This is a genomic window from Streptococcus sp. 'group B' (genome assembly GCF_002073795.1).
Taxonomy (GTDB): Bacteria; Bacillota; Bacilli; order Lactobacillales; family Streptococcaceae; genus Streptococcus; species Streptococcus agalactiae.
The window spans coordinates 1,297,423-1,313,136 of the sequence record NZ_CP020432.1 but is presented as its reverse complement, the minus strand read 5'-3'; the positions used below and the strand labels follow the sequence as shown (position 1 = coordinate 1,313,136).

Genomic DNA, 15,714 nt, shown 5'->3' with positions numbered 1-15,714 from the left:
CCTTTAGATTGATACTAATAGTTTACCAAAAAAATAGAAAAAATTCACGATAAGAAACATGAAAATGCTTGCAATAACAATGTTGAGGAGAGATAGTATGAGATTTTAAGTTCTTGCTTAAATGAGAATTATAAAAGAGATTGGAAAATCCAATCTCTCAACGTTAGTTATTTTTTAAAGTAGCAGAGAATCTAGCCACCTTACTTTTGGCGTATTTAAAATTAATATTATTTTCTTTTAAAAACTGGTCGAAATCTCTTTTCCCTTGTTTAGGTTGTTTGACTTCTAACTCAAGTTCATAATCTTTAATATCAGCATATATATTGCTGTCTAGAGCCATTAAGCCGATTGAAGTTTCCATCTCTCGTCTTGTTGTTGTAAGTTGTCCAAAGACAGCTAATTTGGTTGGATCAACTCCCTTTTCAAGGATTAAAGAAGCAATCTCAGTATCTTCAGGGAACTGGCCATTTTTAACGATATATTTAGCTTCTTCTAAAGTAAGGTCATGATTGTGCTCTAAATTTCCTACTTCTCTAGGGATTTTTAGTGTTAGTTCGGCACGGTTAGGTAACGTTCTAATGCGAAGTGACATTCGGTGTGCTTTCATTTCAAATGTTTCTGTGTCAAAATAGTAATTGGTTTGAGTAATAGGTTGAACATGAGAAAATAAGCTTGTTAGACGATTAAATTCGTCTTTATTCAATAGAGTTTTGTATTCAATTTCTAGGTGTGTCATCTTATCACTTCCTTTTCCTAAATATGGTATAATATTAATTGTTGTGTTAATTTTATAGAAAAAAAGTTTATTTTACAAGAGAGTACATTAAATATTTTGGAGGATTAGAATGTCAATGGATTGGGAAACATTTCTAGACCCTTATATTCAAACGGTTGGTGAATTAAAAATAAAGCTTCGTGGTATTCGTAAACAATTTAGAAAGCAAAATCGTCACTCTCCAATAGAATTTGTTACTGGACGCGTAAAGTCGGTTGAAAGTATTCAAGAAAAGATGGTTTTACGTGGTATTTCAGAAGAAAATCTTGCTCAGGACTTGCAAGATATTGCAGGTCTTCGTATCATGGTACAATTTGTAGATGACGTTGATGAAGTCCTTGCCTTGTTGAGAAAACGTCATGACATGACAGTGGTTCAGGAGCGAGACTATATTACCCATATGAAATCTAGTGGATATCGTTCATATCATGTCGTTGTAGAGTATCCTGTAGACACAATAGATGGACAAAAGAAAGTTTTAGCAGAAATACAAATTAGAACTCTGGCTATGAATTTTTGGGCAACCATCGAACATTCATTAAATTACAAGTATCAGGGGGACTTCCCTGAAGAAATTAAACAAAGACTGGAGAAAACAGCAAAAATCGCTTTAGAATTGGATGAAGAAATGCGTAAGATTCGCGAAGATATTCGTGAAGCACAGCTTTTATTTGATCCTTTAAATCGAAAATTGAGCGATGGTGTAGGAAATAGTGATGACACAGATGAATTTTACAGATAGAGCAACACGTGTTGCTATAATTGCTAACGGAAAATATCAAAGCAAGCGTGTAGCCTCAAAGCTCTTTGCTGCTTTTAAACATGATCCTGATTTTTATTTATCAAAAAAGGATCCTGATATTGTCATTTCTATTGGTGGAGATGGTATGCTTTTGTCAGCCTTCCATATGTACGAAAAACAACTGGATAAAGTAAGGTTTGTCGGTGTTCATACAGGACATTTAGGGTTTTATACAGACTATCGAGATTTTGAAGTTGACACATTAATTAATAATTTGAAAAATGATAAAGGTGAACAAATCTCCTATCCTATTTTGAAAGTAACTATTACCCTTGAAGATGGTCGAGTTATTCGTGCGCGTGCTTTAAATGAGTCTACTATTAAGCGTATTGAAAAAACAATGGTAGCGGATGTTGTTATTAATCAAGTGGTATTTGAAAGGTTTAGGGGAGATGGCATTTTAGTTTCTACACCAACCGGTAGTACTGCTTACAATAAATCACTAGGGGGGGCAGTACTCCACCCAACGATAGAAGCCTTGCAACTAACAGAAATTTCTAGTCTTAATAATCGCGTCTATCGTACCTTGGGGTCATCGGTTATCATCCCCAAAAAAGATGCTATAGAGATAGTTCCTAAACGAGTTGGTGTCTATACAATTTCTATAGATAACAAAACGGTCCATTACAAAAATGTTACCAAAATAGAATATAGTATTGACGAAAAAAGTATTAACTTTGTTTCAACTCCAAGTCACACTAGCTTTTGGGAACGTGTTAACGATGCTTTTATCGGAGAACCTGAACATTGAAATTTGAATACATAGCAGAAGAAAGGTGCAAAGTTAAAACACTTTTGAAAAGTCATGATGTTTCAAGGGGGTTATTAGCAAAGATTAAGTACAGAGGTGGTAAGATTTTTGTCAATGGTGAAGAGCAGAACGCTATTTTCTTATTAGAGATTGGCGATGTTGTTACGATAGATATTCCTGACGAGCCTTCTCACGAAACTTTGGAACCAGTACCTCACGATTTAGATATTGTTTATGAGGATGATCATTTTTTGATTTTAAATAAACCTTTTGGTTTCGCTAGTATTCCTAGCTCTATTCATTCAAATACAATTGCTAATTTTATAAAACACTATTATGTGTCTAATAACTATGCCAATCAGCAGGTCCATATTGTGACCCGGTTGGATCGAGATACAAGTGGATTAATGTTATTCGCCAAGCATGGTTATGCCCATGCTCGTCTAGATAAACAACTTCAGGCTAAAGCAATTGAAAAAAGGTATTATGCATTAGTATCAGGGAGTGGTGATTTAGCAGATAGTGGTGATATTATAGCTCCTATTGCACGAGATGTTGATAGTATTATTACGAGGCGAGTCCATGAATCAGGCAAATATGCACATACTAGTTATCAAGTAGTTGCTCGTTATGGTGATGTTAGATTAGTGGATATCAAATTACATACAGGGCGTACTCATCAAATTAGAGTTCACTTTGCTCATATCGGCTTTCCTCTTTTGGGAGATGATTTGTACGGAGGACGTATGGATCTAGGAATAAACAGGCAAGCATTGCATTGTCATTCTTTGTCTTTTTACGACCCTTTTATGGGAAAAATAAATAAACAGACGCTAGACTTGACAGATGACTTTGACAGCGTTATCATGGAATTACATTAATTTAGAAATAGAAGGTTTTATATATATGCGTTCCTTATTTGGTGGTTTAAGAGAAAAAGTTGCAAGTGATTATGTTAAGATTGTTTTCCCTGAGGGAAGCGATGAACGTGTATTACGTGCAGCAGCTCGTTTGAAATTTGAAGGTCTTGTGGATCCTGTTATTTTAGGTAAGGCTGACGAAGTTCACGATTCTTTGGCAAGACTTGGTTTTGTTGATCAAGATTATAGCGTTATTGACCCTGAACAATACGAAAAATTTGAAGAGATGAAAGAAGCTTTTGTTGAGATTCGTAAAGGCAAAGCTACTATGGAAGATGCAGATCGTCTTTTGAAGGATGTTAACTATTTTGGGGTTATGTTAGTAAAACTTGGTTTGGCAGATGGTATGGTATCAGGGGCCATTCATTCAACAGCTGATACTGTACGTCCTGCTCTTCAAATTATTAAAACAAAACCAGGAATTTCACGCACTTCAGGTGTATTCTTGATGAACCGTGAAAATACACAAGAACGTTATATTTTTGCTGACTGTGCTATTAACATTGATCCTAATGCACAAGAGCTAGCAGAAATTGCAGTAAATACTGCGGATACAGCCAAAATATTTGATATTAATCCCAAGATTGCTATGCTTAGTTTTTCAACAAAAGGAAGTGCAAAAGCGCCTCAAGCTGAAAAAGTTCAAGAAGCAGCTAAAATTGCCAAAGATTTATCTCCCGAATTAGCTGTTGATGGAGAATTACAATTTGATGCAGCTTTTGTTCCGGAAACTGCAGAAATTAAAGCTCCTAATAGTGATGTTGCTGGAAAAGCAAATGTTTTTATTTTCCCAGACCTTCAATCAGGAAATATTGGCTATAAAATTGCACAACGTTTGGGTATGTTTGAAGCAATCGGACCGATCTTACAAGGATTGAATGCTCCAGTAAATGATTTATCACGTGGATCAAGTGCTGAAGATATTTACAAACTTGCTATCATTACAGCTGCTCAAGCTATTGATGAGAAATCAAAATAAGTTATAAAACGAGAAGGATTTTTCCTAGCTCGTTTTTCTATATACTAGAGGAGGAGTATTTATGATATCACGTAAAGTTGCGCTTGTGACGGGGGCATCTGCTGGTTTTGGTGCAGCTGTTGTTACTAAATTAGTTTCAGATGGTTATAGCGTTATTGGTTGTGCTCGTCGAATGGATAAATTAAAATGCCTTGGAGAAAAGTTTTCAGAGGGTTACTTTTATCCACTTTAAATGGATATTACAAGTAGAGAATCGGTTGACAAAGCTTTAGAAAGTCTGCCTAAAAATTTGCAATCAATTGATTTGTTGGTTAATAATGCAGGTTTAGCACTTGGATTGGATAAATCATATGAAGCTGATTTTGAAGATTGGATGACTATGATTAATACTAACGTTGTAGGATTAATTTACTTGACACGATGCATTTTACCGAAAATGGTAGAAGTTAATAGAGGGTTAATTATCAATTTGGGATCAACTGCAGGAACAATTCCTTATCCAGGAGCTAATGTCTATGGCGCATCAAAAGCTTTTGTAAAACAATTTGCTCTCAACTTGCGTGCCGATTTAGCTGGAACTAAAATCAGAGTTACTAACCTAGAACCCGGTTTATGTGAAGGGACAGAATTTTCAACTGTACGTTTCAAAGGAGATCATAAAAGAGTTGAAAAACTTTATGAAGGTGCGCATGCAATTCAAGCAGAGGATATTGCTAATACCGTGTCATGGGTTGCTAGCCAACCAGAACACATTAATATTAATCGCATAGAAATAATGCCAGTCAGTCAAACTTATGGACCTCAACCTGTTTATCGTGATTAAAATAGTAAAGACCAGGAAACGCTTTAATAATTTCTGGTCTTTTTATAGATAAGTGTTGTTTTTTTAACTTAATCTGCTATAATGAGTTCAGCCATTTTTTTGACTAATATTATTTAATCGGAGGGTTGGCAGAAATGCAACATGTCAATCATTCTTCTTTTGATAAAGCATCAAAAGCAGGATTTATTATTGCTTTAGGCATTGTTTATGGAGATATTGGTACAAGCCCACTCTATACGATGCAATCATTGGTTGAAAACCAAGGTGGTATTTCTAGTGTCACAGAATCGTTTATCTTAGGTTCTATATCTTTAATCATATGGACCTTGACACTTATTACAACTATCAAGTATGTGCTTGTAGCTTTAAAGGCGGATAATCACCACGAAGGTGGTATTTTTTCTTTATATACCCTTGTTAGAAAAATGACACCTTGGTTAATTGTTCCGGCTGTTATTGGAGGTGCAACCTTGTTGTCAGATGGAGCTTTGACGCCAGCTGTAACCGTAACTTCAGCCGTTGAAGGATTAAAAGTAGTTCCTAGTTTGCAGCATATTTTCCAGAATCAGAGTAATGTTATTTTTGCGACCTTGTTTATTTTACTGTTACTTTTTGCCATCCAAAGGTTTGGAACGGGTGTTATTGGGAAATTATTTGGGCCAATTATGTTTATATGGTTTGCCTTTTTAGGTATTAGCGGTCTCCTTAATAGTTTTGCCCATCCAGAAGTTTTCAAAGCAATTAATCCATACTACGGTTTGAAATTGTTATTTAGTCCAGAGAATCATAAAGGTATTTTTATTTTAGGATCTATTTTCCTGGCGACAACGGGAGCAGAAGCACTATACTCTGACTTAGGTCATGTTGGGCGTGGAAATATACATGTTTCATGGCCGTTCGTTAAGGTTGCCATTATACTTTCTTATTGTGGGCAAGGGGCATGGATTTTAGCTAATAAGAACGCAGGAAATGAATTGAATCCCTTTTTTGCTAGTATTCCTTCGCAATTTACAATGCATGTCGTTATTTTAGCTACTTTGGCAGCTATCATCGCTTCACAGGCACTGATTTCTGGATCATTTACCTTAGTTTCTGAAGCTATGCGACTAAAAATATTCCCACAATTTCGTTCAACTTATCCTGGTGACAATATTGGTCAAACCTACATACCTGTTATTAATTGGTTCTTATTTGCCATTACAACCTCTATTGTTTTGCTTTTTAAGACTTCAGCGCACATGGAAGCAGCATATGGATTAGCGATAACAATTACGATGCTAATGACAACTATTTTACTGTCTTTCTTTTTAATTCAAAAAGGAGTAAAAAGAGGTTTAGTCTTATTGATGATGATTTTCTTTGGTATTTTAGAGGGAATCTTCTTCCTTGCTTCAGCTGTTAAATTTATGCATGGAGGCTATGTTGTTGTTATTATAGCAGTAGCAATTATATTCATCATGACTATCTGGTATAAAGGTAGTAAAATTGTTTCGCGTTATGTTAAGTTGTTGGATTTAAAAGATTACATCGGACAATTAGATAAACTTAGACATGATCATCGTTATCCGATTTATCATACTAACGTTGTTTATTTGACAAATCGTATGGAAGGAGACATGATTGATAAGTCTATCATGTATTCTATCCTTGATAAGCGCCCTAAAAAAGCACAAGTTTATTGGTTTGTAAACATTAAGGTCACTGATGAACCTTATACAGCTGAGTATAAAGTTGACATGATGGGAACCGACTTCATTGTGAAGGTAGAACTTTACCTTGGATTTAAGATGCGTCAGACTGTGTCACGCTATCTTCGTACGATTGTAGAAGAATTACTTGAAAGTGGACGTCTGCCTAAACAAGGAAAGACATACAGCGTTAGACCTGATAGTAAAGTAGGAGATTTTAGGTTTATTGTCCTTGATGAACGTTTTTCAAGCAGTCAAAACCTAAAACCTGGTGAACGATTTGTTATGCTAATGAAATCATCTGTAAAGCATTGGACAGCAACACCAATACGATGGTTTGGTCTACAATTTTCCGAAGTTACAACAGAAGTAGTTCCTTTGATTTTTACAGCTAATCGAGGTCTACCAATTAAAGAAAAAATTGAACTTACAACAACTGGAGATTGATTAATAAAAGGCGCTGGAATTAAACCAGTGCCTTTTAGTTATTAGTTTTCTTTTTAGAGTGACGAGTGGATTATAGTTCAAAATCATCGTTAGAGATAGAAGCACCAGACGTGACATCAGACCATCCAACGATAGCTTGACCGGATTCTTTTAAATACCCCTCTAATAGTGGTTTAATATTATGGACATGTTCAATATAACCAACTAGTTGCCCACTATCATTTTCTAAGCGTTTATAAGATTGTACTAGAATATAATCTTGTGATGCGCCAGGTAAGAGTAAATGTAGCTCTTTCGCTTTTTTCTCTATTAGACTGTTTTGAACCCATTTGTCTATAGGATATTCTTCTTCAGGATAAATATCAAAAGGATCTTCAGGTTTATGGTTCGAATAAATTGTTTGACCGTCCTTATTATGCAATCTAAAACGATATGGGAGATGGTTAAATAAGTCAAAATTTAGCATATAGTAAAACTCGGTCATTGTTTTGGAGAGTTCCGAGAACGTTTTAATATCGTTAGCCTCTGTTTTTGAGTTAGTCTGACTAATCGCTAAGTAGTTGGAGTCAATTACCAGATGAGGTATGCTAGTTTCTATATCATGGAATGCAAAGCTACCGTCAAAATCTGCATGATTGAGAGTTGAAATATCTGTAATGATTTGAATAGAAAACAAATAATTAAAGTAAGTCTTTAACGTAATAAAGAAATTATTTTCAGATTCATTTGAGGCAAAAGCCACTATTTTCTTGGGTATTAGCATATGAACATGATAACGGTATTAAGAGTAAATTGCAATTGTTATGTTCTCTGAAGTGGTGATTGATGGGTAGAGAATAGATAAGAAAGTGAAGGCATTAATATTCAAAAAACTCTTTGTTTTTCTTAGCTTTATTTGATATAATAAGAGCTGTTGATTGTCCTTTGACAACTAATATAAACAATTTAATTTTAATTCGAATGAATTAAATGGAGCACCTTGATTTAGCGGGGTGCTCTATTTTATGATAATAATCAAAGTAAGGAGATTTTAATGACTAAAAAGGGATGGCGTATTATGCCTGCCATAATTACAACGGCTATATTAGGTTTTTCAGGGATTCTTATTGAAACATCTATGAATGTCACTTTTCCGCTTTTGATGAAAGAATTTGGGGTTAACCCCGCTGTTATTCAATGGGTGACAACAGGAAATTTGTTAGCTGTTGCTGTGACTGTGCCTTTGTCAGCATTTATGATTAAAAATTTATCAGAGAGACAAATTTTTACATTGGCAAATGTGCTTTTTTTATTTGGTGTTTTAATTGATAGCTTTGCCCCTAATTTAGCTATATTGTTAGTAGGGAGAGTCTTGCAAGGTGTTGGGACAGGATTAGCCCTCCCTTTATTGTTTCATATCATTCTTACACAAATTCCGATGGAGCGTAGAGGACTAATGATGGGAGTAGCTGCTATGGTCACACTTTTAGCACCGGCAGTTGGACCTACTTATGGTGGTGTCATTTCAGGAATGTTAGGATGGAAGATGATTTTTATGCTTCTGGCACCAATACTTATCATATCTACCTTTATAGGTTTGGCTTCTATTCCCAAACGTCAAGTAAGAATTAATGATAAACTCAATTTTCCTGCCTTTGTCAGTTTAGGTATTGGCTTGGCAACCCTTCTTTTAGCTATTGAAAAGATGTCTATTTTTTACTTATTAGTAGCTATTGTTAGTTTTGTTATTTTTTACTATTTAAATAAACAGCTAGAATTTTTGAATTTGAATGTTTTTAAAGATAAAGATTTCTCAATCTTATTGTATGGCGTCCTGGCTTTTCAAATGATTCCTCTAGCACTTTCGTTCTTATTACCTAACCTCTTGCAACTTGTTTTACATCAAACTTCAACCAAAGCTGGTTTGTTTATGTTTCCAGGTGCAATAGCAGTAGTTTTTTTATCCCCTTTTGCAGGTTATCTCCTGGATAAAATTGGTGCATTTAAGCCAATTATGATAGGTATCTCCCTTTCTTTGATAGGTTTAATTGGTACAGCTATATTCATTCCTGCGAAGTTTGTTGTAGTACTTTTAGCCTTTGATATTCTTACTAAAATTGGTATGGGGATTGGAGCAAGTAATATGGTTACGACAGCTTTAACAAAACTAAAGCCAGCACAGTCAGCGGATGGTAATAGTATCTTAAATACACTACAACAATTTGCGGGAGCTTTTGCAACCGCAGTAGCCTCACAAATTTTTACCATCGGACAAGTAGCTATTCCGAAAAATGGAGCTATAATTGGTAGTCAATTTGCAGTTCTATTCGTTATCGTTGTTGTTATCTTAGCTATTGTAGGATTAACTTATCTTCGAAAAAGAAAAGCAATATAATAAATGTAAAATCCTATAGAGTACTGCTCTATAGGATTTTACATTTATTTTGAAAAAAACGAACATTATTCAAATAAATTGATCAAAAATTGACTAAAAATAAATAAAGTATATAATTTAAAAAGGAAAGGTATGTTTTTACCTAGCGATGCTTTGTTATACAAAGTTATAGGAAGGTCATTTTACTCATTAGGAGAACCATTATGTTTAACGATATTCCTGTTTTTGATTATGAAGATATTCAATTAATACCAAACAAGTGTATTATATCTAGCCGCTCACAAGCTGACACAAGTGTCAAACTTGGAAACTATACCTTTAAACTTCCAGTAATCCCTGCTAATATGCAGACTATTATTGATGAAGAGGTAGCTGAAACATTAGCGTGTGAAGGTTATTTTTATATTATGCACCGTTTTAATGAAGAAGCAAGAAGACCTTTTATCAAGCGTATGCATGATAAAGGCTTAATTGCTTCGATTTCGGTTGGGGTCAAAGACTATGAATATGATTTTGTGACAAGTCTGAAAGAAGATGCTCCTGAGTTTATCACTATTGATATTGCACATGGCCATTCTAACAGTGTTATAGAGATGATCCAACACATTAAACAAGAGCTTCCAGGAACTTTCGTTATTGCTGGAAATGTAGGAACGCCTGAAGCTGTTAGAGAATTGGAAAATGCAGGTGCAGATGCAACTAAAGTTGGTATTGGACCTGGTAAAGTTTGTATTACTAAAGTCAAGACAGGTTTTGGTACTGGAGGTTGGCAATTAGCTGCCTTACGTTGGTGTTCTAAAGCTGCTCGCAAGCCAATTATTGCTGATGGTGGTATTCGAACACATGGGGATATTGCAAAATCTATCCGCTTTGGTGCTAGTATGGTAATGATTGGTTCGCTGTTTGCTGGTCACCTTGAAAGTCCTGGAAAACTTGTGGAAGTAGAAGGACAGCAATTTAAAGAATACTATGGCTCAGCTTCTGAATATCAAAAGGGAGAACATAAAAATGTTGAAGGTAAGAAAATTCTATTACCTGTTAAAGGGCGACTAGAGGATACTTTGACAGAAATGCAACAAGATTTGCAAAGTTCTATTTCTTACGCAGGTGGAAAAGAATTGGATAGCTTGAGACACGTTGATTACGTTATTGTTAAAAATTCTATTTGGAATGGTGATTCCATTTAAATTAAATCTTGAAATCTTAATTAAAAATGTTACAATAGTTATCTATCATACATAACAATTAAATATATGATTTACTTATTTATGCTGAGGATTGGCTTAGCGTCTCTACAAGACACCGTAATGTCTAACAATAAGTAAGCTAATAAATAGCTTGCCTGTTGGTTCATGTTAATGAAGCGATAAATTAGAGGAGATTTGTGTCCTCTGATTGAGGTAAGTTATTTTTTTATTTTCTAAAGAGTGAAGGGGTTATTATGAAGTTATTGGAAGAACGTATTCTTAAAGATGGTGATGTTTTAGGTGAGAACATTTTAAAAGTTGATTCTTTTTTGACTCATCAGGTAAATTTTGAGTTAATGCAGGAAATAGGTAAAGTTTTTGCTGATAAATATAAAGAAGCCGGCATTACGAAGGTTGTTACAATTGAAGCATCTGGAATTGCGCCAGCAGTGTACGCAGCTCAAGCATTGGGCGTACCAATGATATTTGCTAAAAAAGCTAAGAACATTACTATGACTGAAGGTATCTTAACTGCTGAAGTGTATTCTTTTACAAAGCAAGTTACGAGTCAAGTTTCTATTGTGAGTCGCTTTTTATCTAACGATGATACTGTACTCATCATTGATGACTTTTTAGCAAACGGTCAAGCGGCTAAAGGATTACTTGAAATTATTGGTCAAGCTGAAGCTAAGGTTGCTGGTATCGGAATCGTTATTGAAAAATCTTTCCAAGATGGGCGTGATTTGTTAGAAAAAACAGGTGTTCCGGTTACTTCTCTTGCTCGTATTAAAGCGTTTGAAAATGGTCGAGTTGTTTTTGCGGAGGCTGATGCTTAATGAAATTTAATGAGCAAAGTAATTCGCAAGCAGCACTTCTAGGCTTGCAACACCTGTTAGCTATGTATGCAGGATCCATTCTTGTACCTATCATGATTGCTAGTGCTCTTGGTTATAATGCTAAGCAACTAACTTATCTTATTGCGACAGATATTTTTATGTGTGGGATTGCCACCTTATTACAATTACGATTAAGTAAGCACTTTGGAGTGGGTCTTCCAGTTGTATTAGGGTGTGCCTTTCAGTCTGTAGCTCCTTTATCAATTATTGGTGCACAACAAGGTTCTGGCTATATGTTTGGAGCTTTAATTGCTTCAGGAATATATGTCGTTTTAGTTGCTGGCATTTTTTCTAAAGTTGCAAATTTCTTTCCTCCAATTGTAACAGGATCAGTTATTACTACAATTGGTTTGACATTAATACCAGTTGCGATGGGAAATATGGGTGATAATGCAAAAGAACCAAGCTTACAATCTTTAACTTTATCACTGGTAACGATTGGTGTTGTTTTATTAATTAATATTTTCGCAAAAGGCTTTTTGAAGTCAATTTCAATCCTTATTGGACTCATTTCAGGTACAATTCTTGCAGCATTTATGGGCTTAGTTGATGCTTCTGTGGTAGCAGAAGCACCACTTGTACATATTCCGAAGCCATTTTATTTTGGAGCTCCTAGATTTGAATTTACTTCTATTTTAATGATGTGTATTATTGCAACAGTTTCTATGGTAGAATCAACAGGTGTTTACCTTGCGCTTTCAGATATTACAAACGATAAATTAGACAGTAAGAGACTTCGTAATGGTTACCGTTCAGAAGGATTGGCAGTATTACTTAGCGGCTTATTTAATACCTTTCCATATACTGGTTTTTCTCAAAATGTGGGACTGGTACAGATATCTGGGATACGTACGCGTAAGCCGATATATTTTACAGCTCTCTTCTTAGTTATACTTGGCTTGTTACCTAAATTTGGCGCAATGGCTCAAATGATTCCAAGTCCAGTTCTTGGTGGTGCTATGTTAGTTTTATTTGGTATGGTAGCACTTCAAGGGATGAAAATGCTTAATCAGGTTGATTTTGAGCATAATGAGCATAACTTTATCATTGCAGCCGTATCAATTGCAGCAGGAGTAGGTTTTAATGAGACAAATCTCTTCATTAGTCTTCCTAATACTTTACAAATGTTTTTGACAAATGGTATTGTTATCTCAACCCTGACAGCTGTTGTTTTAAATATCATTTTGAATGGATTGCCTAAAAAATTAATATGATACTTTCCTTTATTTATCAAAAAAGTTAATTTTTAGTTATTGATTTCATGATGAGAATATAAAAGAAAAACTGAGTAATAAATTACTCAGTTTTTCTTTTATTCATGGTGAGAAGTTTTTGTTTTATTTAACCAAGCATAGGCTAGGCCGATGAAAACGCCCCCTCCTATCCAGTTACCAAAAAATACAAGTGTCCATTGGCGGATAACGTTTAGAAGAGTAAAACCTTTAATATGTTCGATATGGCTAAAAGCAGCTAACATAAAGGATGCAAAATTAGCAATTAAGTGTTCGTTTGATAGAAAAACAAACATAAAAATAGCAGATAAAATAACCGTCATTTTTGCCGATTCTTCTTTTAATAACATGTAAGCAAGGATAGCTAAATTCACAAACATATTAGCAATAATACCTTCTAGGAAAGCTCCTGAACTAGGTTTTCCTAACTTTTTAGCAACGACATGCCCTAAAAAGCTATCATTTGTTAAATGCTGGAATGAGTACGATTGATTAAACAACCAAGCTAATATACAAGCACCAACGAGGTTGAAAAAAGTACAATAAATTAAAATTGTTATGGCTTTTTTCCAAGAGATATTTTTATTATAGGCTCCTGCAGTGAGATAAAGCATATTAGATGTCGCCAATTCACCATTAAATATTAAAACATAAATAAGTCCAAAACTAAAGATGAAAGCAAATACAAAACCTGATAGAGCAGGAGAAATTTTACCAATAGTATCAGCTGCGACGATACCGGCAGCAGTACTCATTGTCAAATAAGCCCCTGCTAGCATTGATCTCAAGGCGTAGCGTCCTAAACTCTCTTTATAAAGCGCTTCCTTTTTAGCGCAATTGTAAGCAATTTTTTCTTGAAAAAGTGACATAGTATATTCCTTTTATGTGATTTTATTAACTTGATTAAATATTAAAAAGGAGGATCTTGATATCTTTTTAAGGTATCAGATCCTCAAAAGCGAGGAGATTAATGTTCAGAGGCACCAGAAGTGGCATCTGTGGCTTGATCAACGGGAGCATCCTCTGTGCTAGTTGAAGCGCTAGAAGTAGCGTCAACTGCTGAAGCTCCAGGAGCAGCAGTAGTTCCACCGACCAAACGTTGTCCAGTAGTTTGGAGGTACCAATCTAACCACGGTTTAAAGTTAAAGATAATTTCATTAATACCAGCATAAGATCCGTCTGGGTAGTACATAGCTTGATAGTTGTGAGTATTGATAACTTCTGGAGGTGTACCAGGAACGACTGTACGTACATATTCTTGATTTCCATTACGAAGAGTACCGATAACCCATTCAACATTTTTCATTCGTGCCGGTGGTAAACTACCATGAACTGTGGCCATACGGTTTCCTACTTGTTCACGAACACGTTTTCCTAACATTGTATCTGGATCTGGATGATTATTATTGTAATATAGAAATTGATTATTATCATCTGCATATGTTAGCTCAAATGGCATAGCATTTAAAAACATATTAAGTTGGTTAACAGTAAGTAAACCATTGTCTAGTTTAACGTAAGCATCCCCTTCAACGGCGTTAACTTTCTCGGCTGCCTTGTCTAACCAATCAGGATCATCTGGATCGATACTAGTAATGGTTGTATCGATTTGTCCCTGACAGTAGAGGTCTTCAGATTCAATAGCTTTAGGTTTTCTCAATGATGATACAACTCCTACATATTTGATAAAATTATCAAGACAAGTTTCTAAAAATTGAACAGTCCCAGGATTGATAATGTTTCCATTATCATCAAAGGCTTCTTTAGCTTTTCCTAATAAGAATTCATTTCCTGGAAGTGTGTAAGCATTAACGCCAGGAGCATCAAGGATTTTACGAAGGTGTATTTGAGCACGTGATGTGCCTTGATCATAATATGAAGCACCGACAATCATAACAGGTTTATTTTCGAGTGGATGCACAGCAAATGAGAGCCACTCAAGCACACTTTTAAGAGCGGCCGTAATAGTATGATTATGTTCAGGAGTGGCAATAATAACGCCATCAGCTCGTGTGATCTTATTATTAAGAAGACGAAGTTGGAAACTTTCTTCCCAATTTTGGACTTGATTAAACATTGGAATATCATCGATTTCAAGGACTTCCAATTCAAATTTGGTTTTAAAATTCTTGCGAATAAATTCAAGCAACATACGATTATATGATTGCTCTGCATTTGAGCCAACAATACCTACAAATTTCATCTTAGTTATTCCCTTCTATACTCTTATAAACTTTCCCAGTCAAAATTTTCTGCTTCTTTTTGAAGTAAATCACGAGCATTTGATAATTTACCAGTAATCTTAACAAAAAGACGAAAATCATCAAAGATAGCATCTAGCTTCTGACTTGTTTCGATATCGTGTAGGTTGCCATCTTTATCAAAGGCTTGGAGAGAGTGTGATAACAAGAATTCGTCAGGTAAAACACTTGCTTTTAGTTCAGGAGCGTTAAGTATTTGACGTAATTGTAATTGTGCACGTGATGATCCAAGTGTTCCATATGAAGCACCAGTAATCATAACGGGTTTGTTGAGAAGTGGGTAAATACCATATGATAGCCAAGCTAAAACACTCATTAAGGCCGAAGGTATAGAATGATCATATTCTGGCGTACCAATAATAACACCATCAGCTTCTTCAATTTTAGCAGCAATATCTAAAATTACTTGGGGAACATTTTTATCAGCAGGTTTATTAAATAACGGAAGGTCTTTAACTTCGATGAGTTCAATTTCTGCTTTGTCAGCAAAGTGTTGTTGCATGTATTGTAATAATTGACGATTTGTTGATTTATTTGAGTTAGTTCCAACGATGCCAATAAGTTTCATATTAGAAATCC

At 35.1% G+C, this 15,714-nt stretch carries 14 protein-coding genes, 1 pseudogene and 1 riboswitch; of the genes and pseudogenes, 10 read left to right on the top strand and 5 right to left on the bottom strand.

Annotated features, from left to right (window positions below):
* Positions 1 to 163: 163 nt before the first annotated feature.
* Positions 164 to 736, bottom strand: coding sequence for a CYTH domain-containing protein (locus A6J68_RS06955; protein WP_000149079.1), 573 nt, complete (start codon positions 734 to 736; stop codon positions 164 to 166).
* A gap of 109 nt (positions 737 to 845) precedes the next feature.
* Between A6J68_RS06955 and A6J68_RS06950 the strand changes: the two genes are divergently transcribed.
* The 6 genes and pseudogenes from A6J68_RS06950 (at position 846) to A6J68_RS06925 (ending at position 7,185) form a co-directional block, all read left to right on the top strand.
* Complete coding sequence (locus tag A6J68_RS06950) at positions 846 to 1,517, top strand: GTP pyrophosphokinase family protein (protein WP_000061344.1); 672 nt, start codon at positions 846 to 848, stop codon at positions 1,515 to 1,517.
* Complete coding sequence (locus A6J68_RS06945) at positions 1,492 to 2,328, top strand: NAD kinase (RefSeq protein WP_000192910.1); 837 nt, start codon at positions 1,492 to 1,494, stop codon at positions 2,326 to 2,328. Before A6J68_RS06950 ends, A6J68_RS06945 begins: the two co-directional genes overlap by 26 nt.
* Positions 2,325 to 3,209 carry an RluA family pseudouridine synthase gene (locus A6J68_RS06940; protein WP_000667471.1) on the top strand — a complete coding sequence of 295 codons (885 nt, stop codon included), beginning with the start codon at positions 2,325 to 2,327 and terminating at the stop codon, positions 3,207 to 3,209. Before A6J68_RS06945 ends, A6J68_RS06940 begins: the two co-directional genes overlap by 4 nt.
* Positions 3,210 to 3,234: 25 nt before the next feature.
* Positions 3,235 to 4,227 carry a phosphate acetyltransferase gene (gene pta, locus A6J68_RS06935; protein WP_001257098.1) on the top strand — a complete coding sequence of 331 codons (993 nt, stop codon included), beginning with the start codon at positions 3,235 to 3,237 and terminating at the stop codon, positions 4,225 to 4,227.
* 61 nt (positions 4,228 to 4,288) lie between these two features.
* A pseudogene (locus A6J68_RS06930) lies at positions 4,289 to 5,050 on the top strand (SDR family NAD(P)-dependent oxidoreductase).
* A gap of 134 nt (positions 5,051 to 5,184) precedes the next feature.
* Complete coding sequence (locus A6J68_RS06925) at positions 5,185 to 7,185, top strand: KUP/HAK/KT family potassium transporter (RefSeq protein WP_001164949.1); 2,001 nt, start codon at positions 5,185 to 5,187, stop codon at positions 7,183 to 7,185.
* Positions 7,186 to 7,255: 70 nt separating this feature from the next.
* Here the strand turns inward: A6J68_RS06925 and A6J68_RS06920 are convergent, their stop codons facing one another.
* Positions 7,256 to 7,927 carry a hypothetical protein gene (locus tag A6J68_RS06920; protein WP_000853104.1) on the bottom strand — a complete coding sequence of 224 codons (672 nt, stop codon included), beginning with the start codon at positions 7,925 to 7,927 and terminating at the stop codon, positions 7,256 to 7,258.
* A 291-nt stretch (positions 7,928 to 8,218) separates the two neighbouring features.
* On the opposite strand from A6J68_RS06920, the gene A6J68_RS06915 reads away from it, so the two are divergent.
* The 4 genes from A6J68_RS06915 (at position 8,219) to A6J68_RS06900 (ending at position 12,856) form a co-directional block, all read left to right on the top strand.
* A complete protein-coding gene (locus tag A6J68_RS06915) occupies positions 8,219 to 9,559 on the top strand; it encodes an MFS transporter (RefSeq protein ID WP_000162138.1) in 1,341 nt (446 codons plus the stop codon).
* Between the two features lie 203 nt (positions 9,560 to 9,762).
* Entirely contained in the window at positions 9,763 to 10,746 is a 984-nt protein-coding gene (guaC, locus tag A6J68_RS06910) for a GMP reductase (RefSeq protein ID WP_000481323.1), read from the top strand.
* 55 nt (positions 10,747 to 10,801) lie between these two features.
* A riboswitch (purine riboswitch) is annotated at positions 10,802 to 10,897 on the top strand.
* A 103-nt stretch (positions 10,898 to 11,000) separates the two neighbouring features.
* Entirely contained in the window at positions 11,001 to 11,582 is a 582-nt protein-coding gene (locus tag A6J68_RS06905) for a xanthine phosphoribosyltransferase (protein WP_000770391.1), read from the top strand.
* The gene (locus A6J68_RS06900) at positions 11,582 to 12,856 is read left to right on the top strand and encodes a nucleobase:cation symporter-2 family protein (protein ID WP_000671150.1); all 1,275 of its coding nucleotides are present in this window, start codon (positions 11,582 to 11,584) and stop codon (positions 12,854 to 12,856) included. The genes A6J68_RS06905 and A6J68_RS06900 overlap by 1 nt, the downstream gene beginning before the upstream one ends.
* 98 nt (positions 12,857 to 12,954) lie before the next feature.
* Here the strand turns inward: A6J68_RS06900 and A6J68_RS06895 are convergent, their stop codons facing one another.
* From A6J68_RS06895 to A6J68_RS06885, 3 genes are all read right to left on the bottom strand, one after another.
* Positions 12,955 to 13,743 (bottom strand): formate/nitrite transporter family protein, encoded by a 789-nt coding sequence (locus A6J68_RS06895; RefSeq protein WP_000051848.1) that lies wholly within the window; start codon positions 13,741 to 13,743, stop codon positions 12,955 to 12,957.
* Positions 13,744 to 13,841: 98 nt separating this feature from the next.
* Positions 13,842 to 15,077 (bottom strand): NAD(P)H-dependent oxidoreductase, encoded by a 1,236-nt coding sequence (locus A6J68_RS06890; RefSeq protein WP_000673647.1) that lies wholly within the window; start codon positions 15,075 to 15,077, stop codon positions 13,842 to 13,844.
* Positions 15,078 to 15,100: 23 nt separating this feature from the next.
* Positions 15,101 to 15,703 (bottom strand): NADPH-dependent FMN reductase, encoded by a 603-nt coding sequence (locus A6J68_RS06885; protein ID WP_000766628.1) that lies wholly within the window; start codon positions 15,701 to 15,703, stop codon positions 15,101 to 15,103.
* Between the last annotated feature and the right edge of the window lie 11 nt (positions 15,704 to 15,714).

Coding starts and splice junctions, on each gene's coding strand:
- A6J68_RS06955 (WP_000149079.1), bottom strand. CDS start 736: ATGACACACCTAGAAATTGAATACAAAACTCTATTGAATAAAGACGAA.
- A6J68_RS06950 (WP_000061344.1), top strand. CDS start 846: ATGTCAATGGATTGGGAAACATTTCTAGACCCTTATATTCAAACGGTT.
- A6J68_RS06945 (WP_000192910.1), top strand. CDS start 1,492: ATGACACAGATGAATTTTACAGATAGAGCAACACGTGTTGCTATAATT.
- pta (WP_001257098.1), top strand. CDS start 3,235: ATGCGTTCCTTATTTGGTGGTTTAAGAGAAAAAGTTGCAAGTGATTAT.
- A6J68_RS06925 (WP_001164949.1), top strand. CDS start 5,185: ATGCAACATGTCAATCATTCTTCTTTTGATAAAGCATCAAAAGCAGGA.
- A6J68_RS06915 (WP_000162138.1), top strand. CDS start 8,219: ATGACTAAAAAGGGATGGCGTATTATGCCTGCCATAATTACAACGGCT.
- guaC (WP_000481323.1), top strand. CDS start 9,763: ATGTTTAACGATATTCCTGTTTTTGATTATGAAGATATTCAATTAATA.
- A6J68_RS06905 (WP_000770391.1), top strand. CDS start 11,001: ATGAAGTTATTGGAAGAACGTATTCTTAAAGATGGTGATGTTTTAGGT.
- A6J68_RS06900 (WP_000671150.1), top strand. CDS start 11,582: ATGAAATTTAATGAGCAAAGTAATTCGCAAGCAGCACTTCTAGGCTTG.
- A6J68_RS06895 (WP_000051848.1), bottom strand. CDS start 13,743: ATGTCACTTTTTCAAGAAAAAATTGCTTACAATTGCGCTAAAAAGGAA.
- A6J68_RS06890 (WP_000673647.1), bottom strand. CDS start 15,077: ATGAAATTTGTAGGTATTGTTGGCTCAAATGCAGAGCAATCATATAAT.
- A6J68_RS06885 (WP_000766628.1), bottom strand. CDS start 15,703: ATGAAACTTATTGGCATCGTTGGAACTAACTCAAATAAATCAACAAAT.